This window comes from Secundilactobacillus similis DSM 23365 = JCM 2765, assembly GCF_001311075.1.
GTDB classification, from domain to species: Bacteria; Bacillota; Bacilli; order Lactobacillales; family Lactobacillaceae; genus Secundilactobacillus; species Secundilactobacillus similis.
Window position 1 is genome coordinate 1 of the sequence record NZ_BBAD01000020.1, and the last position, 14,146, is coordinate 14,146.

A 14,146-nucleotide genomic window follows, 5' to 3' on the forward strand; every position below is an offset into this window, starting at 1 on the left:
ACACTACCAGTTGGCGCTGGAAATACTTGATGAATCGCCTCCAACACCTCATGGACACCCTGACCAGTTTTGGCTGAGATGTGGAAAATCTTAGCTTTAGAAAATTCCGCGCCAAGTGCCCGAATCTCGCGCTCGGTTTTCTCAATCTCTGCCGCAGCGTTATCGATTTTATTGATTACCGGCAAGATAGTGAGATGATTTTCACGTGCTAAGCGGAGATTGGCTACTGTCTGGGCCTGTACGCCTTGGGTGGCATCAACTAAGAGAATCGCACCATCGCTGGCAGCGAGACTTTTCGATACTTCATACGAAAAATCAACGTGACCCGGTGTATCGATTAAATTATATTCATATTCAATGCCGTTATCGGCTTGATAGAAGTTGCGTACGGTTCGTGATTTGACAGTTACCCCGTGTGCTTGTTCTACTTGCATGTCATCCAGTAATTGAGCTTTGCTTTCTCGTTCACTCACGGTTTGGGTTTGTTCCATAATACGGTCGGCCAGCGTAGATTTACCGTGGTCGATATGTGCAATGATTGCAAAATTTCGAATTTGATTCTGTTTCATGATTAATTACCTCTTGAATGTTTCGGGATACCTACCTGTTAAATAATTACGAAATACACTAACTGCATCATCAATGAGATCAATTTGAAAATTTTCAAAGTTAACCTTTGTCAACGGATGATGATTGAAGGCGTTCAAACTAGACATATTCATGAGCCACTGATGATGGCACTTTGAACCAACATTAACTGACTAACTTCTTTGACGGTCAATGATGGAATGCGTTCAATAACGGCCTCACCTAGTTCTTGGTTTTTAGCGTAGAGCTTTTCTCGGTATGAAACGGTTTGTTCCATGTTTGCGCCTTGTTCAAGTACGGGACCTCGTAATGCGTTTAAGCGTACCAATGTTGGTCGCGTCTCAATCAGTACTTTAGTTTGACTCAGTAGTAAGTCCATAAACGCCTTGGTGGACAATGTTGCTTGAGCTTCGATTAACTTAATGACATCATCAAAATACTGTTGGTAGCCTGTCAATAACAACGTCATAAAGAGACTCTCTTTACAGTCAAAATAGTTAAAAAGGGTGCCTTTTGATACATTAGCGTTTTTGGCAATTTCAGCCATTGTGATTTTGGTAAAGGGTCGCGTTTCAAAGAGTTGCCATGCTGCTTCGGCAATTTTGTTAGCGCGAACTGCTTTTTGCTTTTTAGTTAGGATGTTCATTCAAATTCCCCCAAAAATGACTTTCGGTCAATATGCGTATAAATAAAAATGACCAGTGGTCACTTTTACTGTACAGTAACTAAAATGAAATGTCAACGATCGGTAAAAAAGATGTAGGTGTGCTATTTGAAAAATAAAACGCTAAATCAGAAACCGAATAACTTAATCAGATGATGATTCGTCCAATCAGTGATCGTAGTTTGTGATGCCCCCTCCTAAGCAGGGAGGCACTGAATTTAGTTGCTTATCTGCTGAAGCGTGCGTGAAAAACTGCAGAGAAATGAGCATACGGACTCGTATCCAGAGTGAAGCACTCAAATAAAAACCAGATAACCATCGAGCAATAATTCGCTCAATGATCATCTGGTTTTTAGTTTATTTACGATCGGCATCCAGCAACACAATGCCATCGTCAGGATTGTGGTCGATGGCGCCGACAACTTTGTGTGGGAGATAAGCTTCTTCAAGGTACGCAATCTCGTTAGGAGAGAGTGTGACGTCAAATGCACCCGCCGCATCGGTAAGGTACTTTGACTTCGTCGCCCCGATAATTGGTGCGGCAACTCCCTTGGCCCATTCCCAAGCAATGCTGATTTGCGCCATGGTTGCGTGATGTTGTGCTGCCAGTTCCGCAACCCGTTGGGTGATCAGCAAATCAGTTGCTTTGGTGTGGTCGTATTTACCGGCTGCGACCCGGTCCGTGCGACTGCGCTTGGTATCCGTTGACCAGTTTGGACGAGCTAAGCGGCCAGCAGCTAGCGGGCTGTATGGCATCAACGAGACACCCATTTGTTGACATAGGGGAATCATTTCGCGTTCGTCTTCGCGATACAACAGGTTGTAATGATTTTCCATTGCTACAAAGGGTACCCAACCGTGGTCACGAGCTGCTAACTGCATATTGTAGAATTGGTAGCCATACATCGCAGAAGCGCCAAGTGCCCGGACTTTGCCGGCCCTCACGAGGTCGTTAAGTGCGGACATGGTTTCTTCGATTGGCGTATCGTAATCGAACCGGTGAATGATGTAGAGATCAAGATAGTCTGTTCCAAGCCGTTTCAAGGTTCCGTCAATTTCGCGGTTGATTGCCGCTTTAGAAAGACGGCCAGGATTGAAGTAGACTTTAGAGGCCAAGACGACCTTATCCCGGGTAGTTAGCCGTTTGATTGCTGCGCCTAGGTATTCTTCGCTGGTCCCAGCCGAATAGACGTTGGCGGTGTCAAAAAAATTGATACCGAGGTCTAAAGCGTGCTTGATGACGGCTTCACTTTGAGTCGGATCAAGCGTCCAATCGTGCATCGTGCCGGCCTGGCCGAAGCTCATGGCGCCGACGCAAAGTTTAGAAATGTTAATGTCTGTGTTGCCGAGTTTAGTATAGTTCATGGTTGATTCTCCTTAAATAGCGCGTTGATGATTGTAAAGGTTGCTTACAACTAGTAGTTTAGTGCAACTTTTTTGATGAGTACAATGCTTATCAACTATTTGCTTAAATGCTTAAAAAGCATATTAGTAGGAGGGGGGTAATGATGAGCAAAGCCCCAATCGGCCACTTGGCATTTTTCTTGGCGTTGTGATTGTTTACTTTGGTGTCAAAATGTTGATAACTGTGTAAGACCAATGTTCATTAGATGACTAATCCATTCGCTAATATTGTCCGTAGAATTTTGGACATTTCTTCAGGTGTTTGGCGCGGTGTTTCTTGAAGCCAATGCTGCAAGAAACCGAAAATGGCACTGGCATAAAAGTGTGCAGCATATTCTGCTGTCATTGGGTCCATAGCTGTGGTGGTTTGAAGTTGTGGCAACATCTTGGCTTGGAAGAAGCTCGCCATTTTTTCGCGAATCTGCATTTGCAAAGTTAAGGTCCCATGCTCGGATAGAAGTGCACCAAGCAGTTCAGCGTTGTTATCCAAATAACGGGCGAGGCGTTCAAAATACGTGAGAAGATCATGGTCGCTATTGGTCATTAAACGGTAAATTTGCGCCATGATGATTTTCTGATAGGCCACCACGATATCTTCTTTAGTTGCGTAATGGTGATAGAAAGTGGCTCTGCTGATGTGTGCTTCTTTGCAGATTGCTGCCACGGAAATTGTGTCGAATTCTTGTGATTGCATCAGGTTGGCAAAAGCTTCGAAAATTTTAGCACGAGTTTTTTGAATCCGGACATCTTCGTAATCAGTCATATAATCCTCCAATTTTAATTGACACATGTTGGTGTTGTGTATCGTAAATCGCAAGTCGTCGGTTGTGGCGTCTGTAGTTTGCTATACTAAGGCCATTCAAGATATTGTACACATTGTACAATAAGAAATGGGGAATTAATATGAAATTTTTACGCCAACATTGGTATGACATAGGCGCAGTTGTTATGGTTATTGCCGCTATTTTAACCGCAATTTATTGGCATGATATGAGCGTTCTACGTCGATTGGCAGCGATGAACTTTGTGGTGATTTTGTGGCACATGTTCGAAGAATATCGCTTGCCTGGTGGTGAAGGGGCCATCACGAATATGTTGATGCAGCCAAGCGACAAAGGTCCAGTCGATCGCTATCCACTGAATCAGAATAATGCGATGTTTATTAACGTTGTTGCGGCATATATCGTTTATTTATTCCCAGTTATCTGGCCAAACGTCATGTGGTTAAGTTTCATGCCAGTTCTCTTCGGAATGACACAAGTAATCATGCATGCCTTTATGACACCACGCAAAATGCACACGCTATATTCACCAGGTGAGTTAGCCTGTGTCCTTGGTCATTTGCCAATTGGGATTTACTGGTTCTACTACACGATTAGCACCGGTCGTTTGGACTGGGCGAATGTGATTGGTGGCGTGATCTATCAAGTTTTGTTTATTGTGGTCATCATGATGAAAGTTGGTTATGGTGTACTGGCAGACCCAGACTCAAAATACCCATTTCCAAAAGCAGAATTTGAACGTAGTGGTTATGCAGAACGTATTCGGAATTTGAAATAATTGAAAAGAGTGGCATTCACGTCGTGCAGGAGGATGTGACCGATAGTGTTGCGGACCTCGTTGTTAAATTGATTAATCAACCAGGTCAATTGATTGGAGAATCAGTTGGGATTCTTAAATCTCATACAGAAGGGCCTGCACCGTGTTGGTATCGAAATTAGTTTTCATGGATAAACAAAACCAGCATCTGGCAGATTTGTCAGATGCTGGTTTTTGTTGTTATCGGGTTAATACTAGCGCAGCCAATTGCTAATTTTCAAAAAGAATCTTACGTTAACGCTTCAATGCTTTAATCACAAGCTCGATAGACTGATTAATTGTCGCTTCGTCAACCACTGTGTTTGCCGTCTGTAAAACCAGCTGCGGCACGGTCGCAAAACTCGCCACGATGACCTCGGGTGCATCAATAAAGTCGGACGAAGCGGCAATTTGTTGATACAACTTCACTAGTGGCCCAGCCGCAGTTTGGCCATAGGCGCGAGCAGCATCGTCCAATAACTCTTGATTCGTCCATAGTGCGGAAACGAAGTGGGATTCTTTAGGATACTGCTGCGTCTGAGTGATTGAATAGCGCAACATTGCCCGGATCTGAGCTTCTAGGTCCGAACCGGCAGCCGCAATTGTCCCAGCGAGTCCTTTATGCAGATCATCTTTGACTTCCTCGTATAAGCGACTCAATAGGTCGGTTTTGTCTTGATAGTAGAGGTAGATGGTTGCGGGACTAACACCGGCGCGCTTGGCGACTTTGGCCGTGGTCAGGTTGGTGAAGCCGTCTGCTTCGCACAACGCGATGACGGCTTCTTTAATGGCTTTGATTTTATTTTCGTCTTTTGTTCTCATAGGCTAACCTTAACTGATTAATCAGTTTTCGTCAATCCAAGGTTGGATTTTGGCCATGCAGTAGTTCCACAGCATCAATTCTTTAGCAGGGGAGTATTCGCGGGTTGCGGGCTGAATTTGCCGCTTTTTATTATCAAAGAATTTGCCGTTAACGCCTTTTACTGCGTCATCAGAAGCTAGATAGACGTTGGTAACAGCGCCTTGCTCTGGGGTAGCAATGTGGAAAGTTTTACCAATTTTGATGGCGACTTTATAAATCAGGTTGTCCCAAAAGCCATTATCACTGTCTTGGCCGAAGTTGGTCGTTGCCATGCCAGGGTGCGAAACGTTAACCGTCACGTTGGTGATGCCAGCCTGTTGCAGTTGAGCGGCCAGGTGTTGCGTGTTCCAGATGACAAATAACTTGCTGATGCCGTAACGCGTTTGGCCCGAATCAACGTGTTCCAAGTTAAGGTCGTGCATATCAGGGCGTGCCATACGGTGAGTGCCGGAAGACATGTTGATGATCCGACCGTCAGTTGATTTGCGTAACTGCGGTAACAATAATTCGGCTAACAGCAGTGGCGCCATCACGTTTAAGGCCATCGTGCCTTCAATCCCATCTACGGTTTCAAACCGTTTGGCATCGAGAACCGCACCGGCGTTGTTGATCAAAACGTCAAGGTGGTCAAACTGGGCATTAAATTCAGTGACCATGTGCTTAATCGCCTTCATTGAGAAGAGGTCGGCAATCAAATAACTTACGTTTTGATTGCCAGTTGCGGCTTTGATTTCATCAACTACGCGTTGGGCTTTTTGTTCATTACGCCCGTGGATGATCACTTGGTTGCCTTTAGCAGCGAGTTCTTGAGCGGTGATTTTACCGATTCCATCGGTGGCACCGGTAATTAACATAATTTTAGACATAAAGTTACTCCTTGTTTGTTTGTGAGTTGGGGAAAGTTAATTGAATTGGGTGAGCTAATGAAACTAGGGGGATGTTAGATGATGGGGTGTTGTTGCGTTAAGGTCCAACGTTGATCAGTGTCATCGCTGGCTGGTTGTAGGACCAGTCGATCGTCAACGGTACTTGAGGTGCTGGTGATATACAGGTCACTACCAGCAAGTTGGATGGTGTAGGTACCATCATCTTGTCGGTTGAATTGCCAGTGTTGGTGCTTGTCGCCACCGATTGGGCGTTGTGCTAATTGGGTACCGGCAACGGGTTCACCAACCGGCGCAAATGATTTTTGAGTATAGAGATCCTTGAGGAGGTAGGTCTCCTCGTCAATTTTAATCATCTGCCAAGTGGTGCATTCCCAGTTTTGCGGCGTGTATTGAATGATTGGGACGCCATCAGCGATTCCGGCATCCTTTGGCCGAATAACTAGCCAGATTTCACGTTTTTGATCATGTAAGCGTCTGGGGTTTCAACTTTGCGGTGATAATTTTTGATGAGTCGGTGGCCAAAGACGGCTGCCAAACCGGCGACAATAACGGCGTCGGCGACTAGAATGGTGCTTGCGTGCATATGATTTTCTCCTATAACTGATTAGTTAGTCTTTTAAGGCTTAAAATAAATGGCGAGTTAATACTCACCGAATTAAGTAAAACTGTTTAAGTTATTTGTCGATGAATCAATAGTAACTGATTAGTCAGTTAAATGCAATGATTTTTTTTAATTAATGTTCAAAGAATCATTGTACCTAAAAAAGCCTAGTCCCCCAATGACCAGACTTTTTCAAATGACGTTATTTCAAATGGAACGTATTATTAGCCGTATACACCCCACAGATAATCACCACAGCACCAATTAACTGGGTGCTACTGAAGGCCTCACCAAGTAGCAGAATGCCAGCCACAATTGACACAACGGTTGATACCCCAATGAACGAGGCGGTCTTATTCACACCGATTTTAGCGATGGCGTAATTTGATAAAAACAGGGCTAGTACTGAACTGCTGATTCCTTGATATAAGACGGCGATGGTGAAACGCTTGTTGGTCATTGGCAGGCTCAGCAAAGATTGGAGGTTACCGTGAATCAGTGATTCACCAAGTGCCATGACGACAAAGACGATTGCACCAGCCGCCAGCATGATGTAGGTGATTTCGATACCAGTGTAAGCTTCGGCCTTTTCAACGTAGACGCTGTATAGCGCATAGGTGACGACCGCTAGAAATAAGAACAGGTAGCCAATGATAGACAGGCTAGCACTGGCCCCGGCGGCAATCACGGTGATGATCACCCCAATTAAGGTGATCAAGATGCCGATTATTTGTTGCCGGCTTGGGTATTTGTGAAGAATCAATGCTGAGGCAAGCAAGGCTGCCACCGGAATGCAGGCTAGAAAGACCCCACTTTCCGAGGCGGTCGTGTGGCTGATGCCAAAGGTTTCGCCAATGAAGTAGAGGACTGGATCAAAAATGGCGACTAAGAGGAGCGGTTGAAGTTTCTTCCCTGCCAGATTCACGTGAATGACGCCGGCAATGATCAAGCCAGTCATCACGATAAAGGCAATTAAGAAGCGCCAACCCAACAGTGCGATGGGGCTAGCGCTATTAGTCGCTTGTTTCGTGAAGATGTAGCTTAGTCCATATAAGGTTTCGCAACCAAGTGCAGCCAAACTACCTAGGACGATGGTGCGAGTATGTTGATGTGCCATGCTGTGTCTCCGTTCTGTATAAGCGATAAGGTTAATTATAGCTTATTTGTGGGGATTCAAAAAAGTCATTAATCGCCCAGATGGATGATCAGCGGTTCTACCGCCACCGCGCCAGCTTCTGTCGCAACTGCGCTCGCACAACTTCTGGCAACCGCACCGCATTCACCCCATCACCAAGAAACAGCACCCAATCCGCATACATCGCTACGGCATCCGGATTCGCAACGTTAACCGTATCCTGTAACCGTGCCCGTTGCTGATACGGATCTAAAAACTGTAGTCGGCGACCAGGTTGGTGCCATCGGCGGAAGCGTTGAATGGCGGTGGTATCTAACGTGAGGTCGACGTTGGGTGCAACGTCTCGGGTCCATTCGGCAATCGTCTGCTTCGTTAGTGGTTCGGCATCGTCATCTGCCATAAGTTGGGTGATGTGGTCGACCCGAAACAACCGCTTGGCGTGACGGTCGCGGTCTAAGCCTTCTAAATACCACCGGGCTTGTCGCTGGTAGATGTGTAGCAAGTAGACGTGACGGATGGTGACAGTGTTGTCCGGTTTCGTGTAGTTGAAGGTTAAGTTAGGCGTGGTTGTTGCCAGTTCAATCAACGGTGCCAACTGATCCGGCGCATGGTCGGTGAGCTCCAGTAGGTCGGGGTCGTCAGGGTTGGTATTTTCAAATATCAGAATCTGTCGGAGGGCAAGGAGCTGTGCGCGTTGAGCTGGACTCGCTTGGCTGAGGAGTTTTTCGACGATGGCCTGACGACTTTTCAGGAAGGGCAGTTGGGTGTTTGTTGACGCCTGCATGGCTGTGAAAAGGGCGGCCAGTTCAGACTGGTTGAACTGGACTTGAACCAACGTTTGATTGCGGAGCACAGCGTAACCGCCACCGTGCCCCGGTTGGCTGGTGAGCGGTAAGCCTAAGGTCTCGATTTCTTGGAGGTCACGAATTGCTGTGGCCCGTGAGATGTCAAATTCCGCCTGTAAATCAGCAATCGTAAACCGTTCCCGATTGTTGATGAAGCGCATTTCGGTTTGGATACGTAAACTTTTTTTCATGATTTTCTCCCAAAGGTCTCAAGTAATGATACGTTTGCGACTTATGATAGCACTATCAACTAAAGGGAGCTAACAATTATGACTTTTTCGATTCAACACAAAACTGCATTTAACCTCATTGGCTTTGGCCGCACCGTTCAATATGGGACCGGTGATGACAAATTCGCGCAAATTATTCGCCAAAAAGCAGAACTGTGGGCGGATGCGGAAGCTGATGGCCGGTTAAAGCAACTGAACGACCTTGCGCCAGATTCTAAGCTATTCGCCATCAATGAAGCCTACCAAGACGAAATGTGGTACTACGCCGGTGTGCAGTCCGATGCTGAAGCACCAGCTGGCGCGCGGAGCATTGCCTTTCCGGATGCACAGTACTTGGTGGTGACTGGGACTGCGGAAACGCCAGGGGAATTGTTTGGTCAACTGGAAGGCGAGGCGTTTGGGCAAGTGTTGCCAAATAACAGCGATTACGCCTACGTTGGCGGTCCAAACGCATCCGTGGAACTAAGTACGGATGCGGATGGGGTGCACGGTGAATTGTGGATTCCGGTGCAGGCGAAATAAATGTCGACATTAGCATCAATTTATTAATAGCGATTTGAAGGATAAGCCATGACAAATAAGCGGCTGAAGTCTTTCAAATCGCTATTTTTAAGTTGATGCTTAATTACCGCTTAATATATAAAACTGGAAAACATGAGTATTTTTGCTTGGATTTGCAATCAACTTGCAGTATAGTTGTCGAGGTTGATCAGCCAGTTTAGGTTTTTATTATAAATAGTATGATTTTTAGTCATTAAATAGCAATGATAATGCGGAGGTCAACGATAATGAGCAGTTTAAACTACGATGTTTTGAATAATCGGCGCAACGGGGTGACCCGTGGCGTCCCTGAAGACACGAAGGCCCTCCAGTGGGTGTCGAACACGTCGACTTTGATCTATGGCGACCAAGAGGCGGTGTTGGTTGATACGTACATGACGAAGGCCGCCAATCAAGAACTGATCGATTGGATCAAGGACCATCACGTGACTGTCAAATATATTTACTTAACGCACGCTCACGCCGATCATTTCTTCGGTGCAGGGATGGTCAAGGCGGCCTTTCCGGGTGCGCGGATCATTGGCACTCGCGCAACTGCTGATGGCATTCCTGCAGTCATGACGCCGGCCAACATCGCCGGGACGTGGGAACCACTATTTCCTGGTAGCCTGCCAAGCCCAATCGTTGGCGTTGATGACGTTGTGAGTGACCAATTTGAGTTGGAAGGACACCGCATCGAAGTGATTCAAGACGGCTTCACGGATACCCACGATACCACCAGCTTATGGGTACCAGATATTAAATTGGTTGTTGCGGGTGATGCCACTTACAACGGCATTCACGCCTACATGCAAGAAACCACTTTGGCTGCCCGGAATAACTGGATCAAGGCAAACGAGCACTTGAAGACGTTACAGCCACAGTTTGTGGTTGCGGGGCACAAGAACCCTGATAACGACGATAATCCGGCAATCTTAGATCAAACGATCAAGTACATCAGCGACTTTAATCGGCTTGCTGCAGATGCTAAAACGGCTGAGGAACTTTATCAAAACATGTTGGCACTTTATCCAAATTACGTGAATACGGGCTCACTTTGGAGTAGTGCGCATGCGGTTATTCGACATTAAATGGTTAATCAAATAAACCGTGCTCTAGAATTTCACTGCTGAAATTCTAGAGCACGGTTTTTAGATTACGGTAATAACGCCGGTTTCACCAATACCTGTACCTTATCCGAAATCACCCGCATCTTCAACGGCAGGCGGTCACTCGGATCGCCATCGATGCGACTTTTCAGTCGGGCGGTAGGGCTAGTGATTGTTAGTTGACTGGTTGCGAAGTAAGTCATCCCGGGAAGTTTGCTGAAGTTACCGGTTAGAAAGTACGGCATCAGTAATAGGGTTCGCCGCCAGGTCATTTTGGGTGCGACAAAAACGTGGAAGTAGCCATCGTCCGGTTTGGCCTGTGGTGCAAAGTTTAGGAAGCCACCAACGGAATTGGTCATGGTCACCAGCAGGAAAGTGGTATTGCGCTCCCACGTCCCATCAGCGCTATCGATGGTCAGGTGCCAGTGTTGATTCTTACTGAGGCTTCGCAGACCACGGGTGAGGAAGACGAATGGACCGAAGCGTTGTTTTTCCTTTTGGGAGACCGACACGGCGGCATTTGCCAGTACGCCGAGGGTCATGGTTGAAATCATGACTTGGTCGTTCACCATGCCGATGTCGAGTGGGTGTGGCTGACCTTCTAAGAGGTTGTCGAACGCAGCATCTGCCGTTAGCGGAATATGGAGCACGCGGGCGAGGTTGTTGACGGTGCCCTGCGGAATGATGCCCAACTTTGGTGGCTTGCGCCGTTTAACTAATCCGGCCGCGACTTCGTTAATCGTGCCATCTCCCCCAATGGCAACAGCAACGTCGGCTAGTGTGGTAAATGCTAAAGTGGTGGCGTCACCTGGCCGCGACGTTGGCTGCTTGTCGACTTGGTGACCCGCAGCTTTAATCCGTTTTGCGATTCGATCTGCCACCGCCGTTGCCCCGTTGTGGCCGGCGTGTGGGTTGAAAATCAAGGCGTATGATGTCATAACTGTGCCCCCCCTATATCAATTTGAGGATAGTGTAACATGTGGGGGTAGGAATGGGTGTTGGGAGGTACTGGGGTGGGGCGATTGGGTGAAAATGGGTTAGGAATTTTGGGGATATTTGTGGTGATGTGGGGAAGGGGGCGTAAAAAAGAAACCGCAACCCAATAGTTGAGTGCAGTTTCTTTAGGTTACTTGCTATTTAATCTGCCGATCCGCAATTGCTTCAATATACCCTTTAGCAATCTGATCCAAGTGCTTATTCAACTTGGTAAAATCGGACTTATTATCAATAAAGGCCGTCTCAATCAAACTGTAATCAATACCACGTTTCCGCAGAACGTTGCAGTTGTTTAGGTTGGTTCGGAAGCTATAACCTTGATAGGCTGGGTTTAAGCCAATGTATTTTTTAATCACACTCGCTAAACGCCGATCCCGAGCGGTTGGGGTCTTGCTATGAATGATCACGTGACCACCATGACCGCCGGCGGCATCCAAGTGGAACATGATAACCTTGGTCTTCTTGTTGATGTCATACGACCCTTTATGGTAGGTCAGCGTGTCCTTGACGATGTCGTGACTTGGGTTGTAGAACGTGATCTTGACGTTCGAGACTTCTGCAGCGTACTTTTTCAACTTTGGTAACATCTTGTTCCGGAGGTAAGTTGCTTCGGTCGTCCCGTTACCGCGAGCGCCCGCGTCACCGGCACCGTGGCCCATGACCAGTAAATACTGCGTTTTGACCTTTGGTGCTGGCTTCGTTTGCAGATTTTGCCACCAGACCCAGCCCTTGACTGATTTATTGGCGTTGTAAATGTAGCGATATTCCGCTTTTTTGCCGTTGGTTTTAAGTAGCGTGGTTTTTTCAGTTGAGTACCAAGTCGTGTTAGGATAGTTGGCCAGATTATGACTGTAATTCTTCAGATATCGCGACGTATAGACGTTGCCCGTCGTTAAATTAAACTTGGTATAGTACTTGGTTGCCTTGTAGGTTTGAACTGATTCAACTTTAGCGGTTTGAATTTTTGAACTCACGGTCGTCGCGTTGGCAGTTGTTGCCACCGCACCTAACCCCAATAACCCACCTGCGAAACCCAAAATAAGTGTTCTTAACGAATGTCCCATGATGCGCCCCTACTTTCCACAGTCGTTGAAAAACTGTCGGTTAATTAAGTTGTCGGTCAAAGCAGGCTGCGTTGATCGACTTATTATTAAATTAGCTCAATTTTATTACTATTTTCTATTAGTGTATAGGTCTCGGCGAAAAATAAGGGGACATCATTGCGAACGAGTGACGTCCGGACGATGATACTGGAATAACGGTTGAAATTTCACAGACTGGTCGAACGATACAGTTAGGTTTTAACGGAGAACATAACGTATATTGAAGACGGCGGTCAACAATATAAAAAGAGGTGAATAATCAAAAAAACGGCCAAACGACACACGACCTATTTTTCAATAGGTGCTATGTCATTTAGCCGTTTCTTGAAATTTAATTACTTACTTTCCTGATACAGTTCAATCAACCGTGCCCGCAAGGCATCATCATAAGCGGTCAGGTACAAGCCGTATTTACCACGCTTGATCAGTACGTTCAAGACGTTGGCGATGAAGGCCTTGTACTCGTCTTGCGTGAACTTGCGATCCTTACGCTTCTTGAAAATCTCCTTGTGGGAGTACTTTTCAGGAATGATCGTCATGGTGTCAGTGGCTTTATCATAGCCGAATGATGGGCCGATAATCATCCCCGCATAGTTTAGATCGAACCCTTGCAGCGTGTAGATCGTCCCAACCTGGGTGATTGAGCCTTCTCGCTTCGCCCAAGGCGTCCGTTGAGGATCCCATTCGTCCCAAGGCAGGTTGAAGGTGTCCATTTCAACGTTGTGACGGCCATCGATTCGTGGGAAACCAGAGGTGGCAATTACCCGGCTCATGCCGACTTCCTTGTTGCGCTTCTTGATGTTTTCAAACAAGTCACCGGCTTTGTCAAATACCTTAAACTCAAAGTCACTATTGTTCGGGAAGGGCTTCATTGGCTTTTCAGCAGTCAAATCATCCATCCAAGCGACTTGTTCGTTGCTGGCGACCATCCGGTACTGGAAGTTCATGCTAAACAGCTTGTAAGGGTGGCTACCAATGGTATCGAAGAGTAATTTTTGATCCCAGTACATCTTAGACTGGAACACTTGGTCGAAATCATACACCACGACAACGACTTTAGCGAGGTTCATTAAGTCGGTCAGTTGGTTTTCACCACGATAATGGGCGTAGGGTTCGGACTTTGAGTAAAGTAGGTGCGCTTCGTCAACGAAGATCACGTCGTAGTGCTTGTGGTTCTTTTGCGCGAAGTTGATCAGTGACGTTGGGCGGCGGATGGCCATCACGTCCATACCGGGAATGGCAGCGCCAATTTCACGGTATGCTTTGTAGAGTTCGGGGTGGTTAACCACCAGCGAAGTCTTGTAGCGCTTATCGGTCATGTATTGGCGAACCAATTCCATCAAGACAACTGATTTCCCAGTCCCAGCGGCGCCTTCGATAATGGCAACTGAGTGTTCTTTTCGGGTCAGGCCTTGGTTAATGTAGTCGTTGATGTTAGTGATCACAGCCTTTTGATCGTCGGACAGGTCGTCGACGAAGAACTGCTTTTTGAGAATCTTGTTCATTTCTTTCATTGTTTAAAACTCCTAGGTTGTAAGTTAGCAAGCGATAGTCATTTTAGCACAGTTCAGGGCGGAGAAACCATGTTGGGTGAAAAATGATTG

At 46.5% G+C, this 14,146-nt stretch carries 16 protein-coding genes; 3 read left to right on the forward strand and 13 right to left on the reverse strand.

Going from position 1 to position 14,146, the window contains the following annotated elements:
- The 4 genes from JCM2765_RS06340 to JCM2765_RS06355 all read right to left on the reverse strand — a co-directional run.
- A partial coding sequence (locus JCM2765_RS06340) for a GTP-binding protein (RefSeq protein WP_156301698.1) occupies positions 1-569 on the reverse strand: 569 nt, incomplete at its 3' end.
- Between the two features lie 149 nt (positions 570-718).
- A complete protein-coding gene (locus JCM2765_RS06345) occupies positions 719-1,234 on the reverse strand; it encodes a TetR/AcrR family transcriptional regulator (protein WP_054735084.1) in 516 nt (171 codons plus the stop codon).
- A gap of 375 nt (positions 1,235-1,609) precedes the next feature.
- Positions 1,610-2,617 carry an aldo/keto reductase gene (locus JCM2765_RS06350; protein ID WP_054735086.1) on the reverse strand — a complete coding sequence of 336 codons (1,008 nt, stop codon included), beginning with the start codon at positions 2,615-2,617 and terminating at the stop codon, positions 1,610-1,612.
- Positions 2,618-2,858: 241 nt separating this feature from the next.
- The gene (locus JCM2765_RS06355) at positions 2,859-3,419 is read right to left on the reverse strand and encodes a TetR/AcrR family transcriptional regulator (protein WP_054735090.1); all 561 of its coding nucleotides are present in this window, start codon (positions 3,417-3,419) and stop codon (positions 2,859-2,861) included.
- 140 nt (positions 3,420-3,559) lie between these two features.
- Here JCM2765_RS06355 and JCM2765_RS06360 point away from each other — a divergent pair, with 140 nt between their 5' ends.
- Positions 3,560-4,216, forward strand: a complete 657-nt coding sequence (locus tag JCM2765_RS06360) for an HXXEE domain-containing protein (RefSeq protein ID WP_082405015.1) — start codon at positions 3,560-3,562, stop codon at positions 4,214-4,216.
- Positions 4,217-4,489: 273 nt separating this feature from the next.
- On the opposite strand, the gene JCM2765_RS06365 is transcribed toward JCM2765_RS06360, so the two are convergent.
- The 6 genes from JCM2765_RS06365 to JCM2765_RS06385 all read right to left on the reverse strand — a co-directional run bounded on the left by JCM2765_RS06365 (position 4,490) and on the right by JCM2765_RS06385 (position 8,755).
- Positions 4,490-5,056, reverse strand: a complete 567-nt coding sequence (locus tag JCM2765_RS06365) for a TetR/AcrR family transcriptional regulator (RefSeq protein WP_054735096.1) — start codon at positions 5,054-5,056, stop codon at positions 4,490-4,492.
- Positions 5,057-5,077: 21 nt separating this feature from the next.
- A complete protein-coding gene (locus JCM2765_RS06370; protein WP_054735099.1) occupies positions 5,078-5,962 on the reverse strand; it encodes an SDR family NAD(P)-dependent oxidoreductase in 885 nt (294 codons plus the stop codon).
- Positions 5,963-6,036: 74 nt separating this feature from the next.
- A complete protein-coding gene (locus JCM2765_RS06375; RefSeq protein WP_054735102.1) occupies positions 6,037-6,336 on the reverse strand; it encodes an RICIN domain-containing protein in 300 nt (99 codons plus the stop codon).
- A gap of 86 nt (positions 6,337-6,422) precedes the next feature.
- On the reverse strand, positions 6,423-6,566 hold the full coding sequence (locus JCM2765_RS17070; RefSeq protein ID WP_156301699.1) for a hypothetical protein: 144 nt from the start codon (positions 6,564-6,566) through the stop codon (positions 6,423-6,425).
- Positions 6,567-6,786: 220 nt separating this feature from the next.
- Positions 6,787-7,701: a DMT family transporter gene (locus JCM2765_RS06380; RefSeq protein WP_054735103.1), complete on the reverse strand. Its 915-nt coding sequence runs from the start codon at positions 7,699-7,701 to the stop codon at positions 6,787-6,789.
- A 97-nt stretch (positions 7,702-7,798) separates the two neighbouring features.
- A complete protein-coding gene (locus JCM2765_RS06385; RefSeq protein WP_082405016.1) occupies positions 7,799-8,755 on the reverse strand; it encodes a helix-turn-helix transcriptional regulator in 957 nt (318 codons plus the stop codon).
- Positions 8,756-8,833: 78 nt separating this feature from the next.
- Here JCM2765_RS06385 and JCM2765_RS06390 point away from each other — a divergent pair, with 78 nt between their 5' ends.
- Both JCM2765_RS06390 and JCM2765_RS06395 read left to right on the forward strand, forming a co-directional pair.
- A complete protein-coding gene (locus JCM2765_RS06390; RefSeq protein ID WP_054735108.1) occupies positions 8,834-9,316 on the forward strand; it encodes a GyrI-like domain-containing protein in 483 nt (160 codons plus the stop codon).
- 266 nt (positions 9,317-9,582) lie between these two features.
- Positions 9,583-10,425: an MBL fold metallo-hydrolase gene (locus tag JCM2765_RS06395; protein WP_054735110.1), complete on the forward strand. Its 843-nt coding sequence runs from the start codon at positions 9,583-9,585 to the stop codon at positions 10,423-10,425.
- 65 nt (positions 10,426-10,490) lie between these two features.
- On the opposite strand, the gene JCM2765_RS06400 is transcribed toward JCM2765_RS06395, so the two are convergent.
- From JCM2765_RS06400 to JCM2765_RS06410, 3 genes are all read right to left on the reverse strand, one after another.
- Positions 10,491-11,381 carry a diacylglycerol/lipid kinase family protein gene (locus tag JCM2765_RS06400; RefSeq protein ID WP_054735113.1) on the reverse strand — a complete coding sequence of 297 codons (891 nt, stop codon included), beginning with the start codon at positions 11,379-11,381 and terminating at the stop codon, positions 10,491-10,493.
- A 195-nt stretch (positions 11,382-11,576) separates the two neighbouring features.
- On the reverse strand, positions 11,577-12,503 hold the full coding sequence (locus tag JCM2765_RS18035; protein WP_225352013.1) for an N-acetylmuramoyl-L-alanine amidase: 927 nt from the start codon (positions 12,501-12,503) through the stop codon (positions 11,577-11,579).
- 374 nt (positions 12,504-12,877) lie between these two features.
- Entirely contained in the window at positions 12,878-14,047 is a 1,170-nt protein-coding gene (locus tag JCM2765_RS06410; RefSeq protein ID WP_054735199.1) for a DUF2075 domain-containing protein, read from the reverse strand.
- Positions 14,048-14,146: the final 99 nt, after the last annotated feature.

What these genes read in the sequence shown, in the direction of transcription:
- JCM2765_RS06345 (WP_054735084.1), bottom strand. Translation starts at nt 1,234, where the DNA reads ATGAACATCCTAACTAAAAAGCAAAAAGCAGTTCGCGCTAACAAAATT.
- JCM2765_RS06350 (WP_054735086.1), bottom strand. Translation starts at nt 2,617, where the DNA reads ATGAACTATACTAAACTCGGCAACACAGACATTAACATTTCTAAACTT.
- JCM2765_RS06355 (WP_054735090.1), bottom strand. Translation starts at nt 3,419, where the DNA reads ATGACTGATTACGAAGATGTCCGGATTCAAAAAACTCGTGCTAAAATT.
- JCM2765_RS06360 (WP_082405015.1), top strand. Translation starts at nt 3,560, where the DNA reads ATGAAATTTTTACGCCAACATTGGTATGACATAGGCGCAGTTGTTATG.
- JCM2765_RS06365 (WP_054735096.1), bottom strand. Translation starts at nt 5,056, where the DNA reads ATGAGAACAAAAGACGAAAATAAAATCAAAGCCATTAAAGAAGCCGTC.
- JCM2765_RS06370 (WP_054735099.1), bottom strand. Translation starts at nt 5,962, where the DNA reads ATGTCTAAAATTATGTTAATTACCGGTGCCACCGATGGAATCGGTAAA.
- JCM2765_RS06375 (WP_054735102.1), bottom strand. Translation starts at nt 6,336, where the DNA reads ATGATTAAAATTGACGAGGAGACCTACCTCCTCAAGGATCTCTATACT.
- JCM2765_RS17070 (WP_156301699.1), bottom strand. Translation starts at nt 6,566, where the DNA reads ATGCACGCAAGCACCATTCTAGTCGCCGACGCCGTTATTGTCGCCGGT.
- JCM2765_RS06380 (WP_054735103.1), bottom strand. Translation starts at nt 7,701, where the DNA reads ATGGCACATCAACATACTCGCACCATCGTCCTAGGTAGTTTGGCTGCA.
- JCM2765_RS06385 (WP_082405016.1), bottom strand. Translation starts at nt 8,755, where the DNA reads ATGAAAAAAAGTTTACGTATCCAAACCGAAATGCGCTTCATCAACAAT.
- JCM2765_RS06390 (WP_054735108.1), top strand. Translation starts at nt 8,834, where the DNA reads ATGACTTTTTCGATTCAACACAAAACTGCATTTAACCTCATTGGCTTT.
- JCM2765_RS06395 (WP_054735110.1), top strand. Translation starts at nt 9,583, where the DNA reads ATGAGCAGTTTAAACTACGATGTTTTGAATAATCGGCGCAACGGGGTG.
- JCM2765_RS06400 (WP_054735113.1), bottom strand. Translation starts at nt 11,381, where the DNA reads ATGACATCATACGCCTTGATTTTCAACCCACACGCCGGCCACAACGGG.
- JCM2765_RS18035 (WP_225352013.1), bottom strand. Translation starts at nt 12,503, where the DNA reads ATGGGACATTCGTTAAGAACACTTATTTTGGGTTTCGCAGGTGGGTTA.
- JCM2765_RS06410 (WP_054735199.1), bottom strand. Translation starts at nt 14,047, where the DNA reads ATGAACAAGATTCTCAAAAAGCAGTTCTTCGTCGACGACCTGTCCGAC.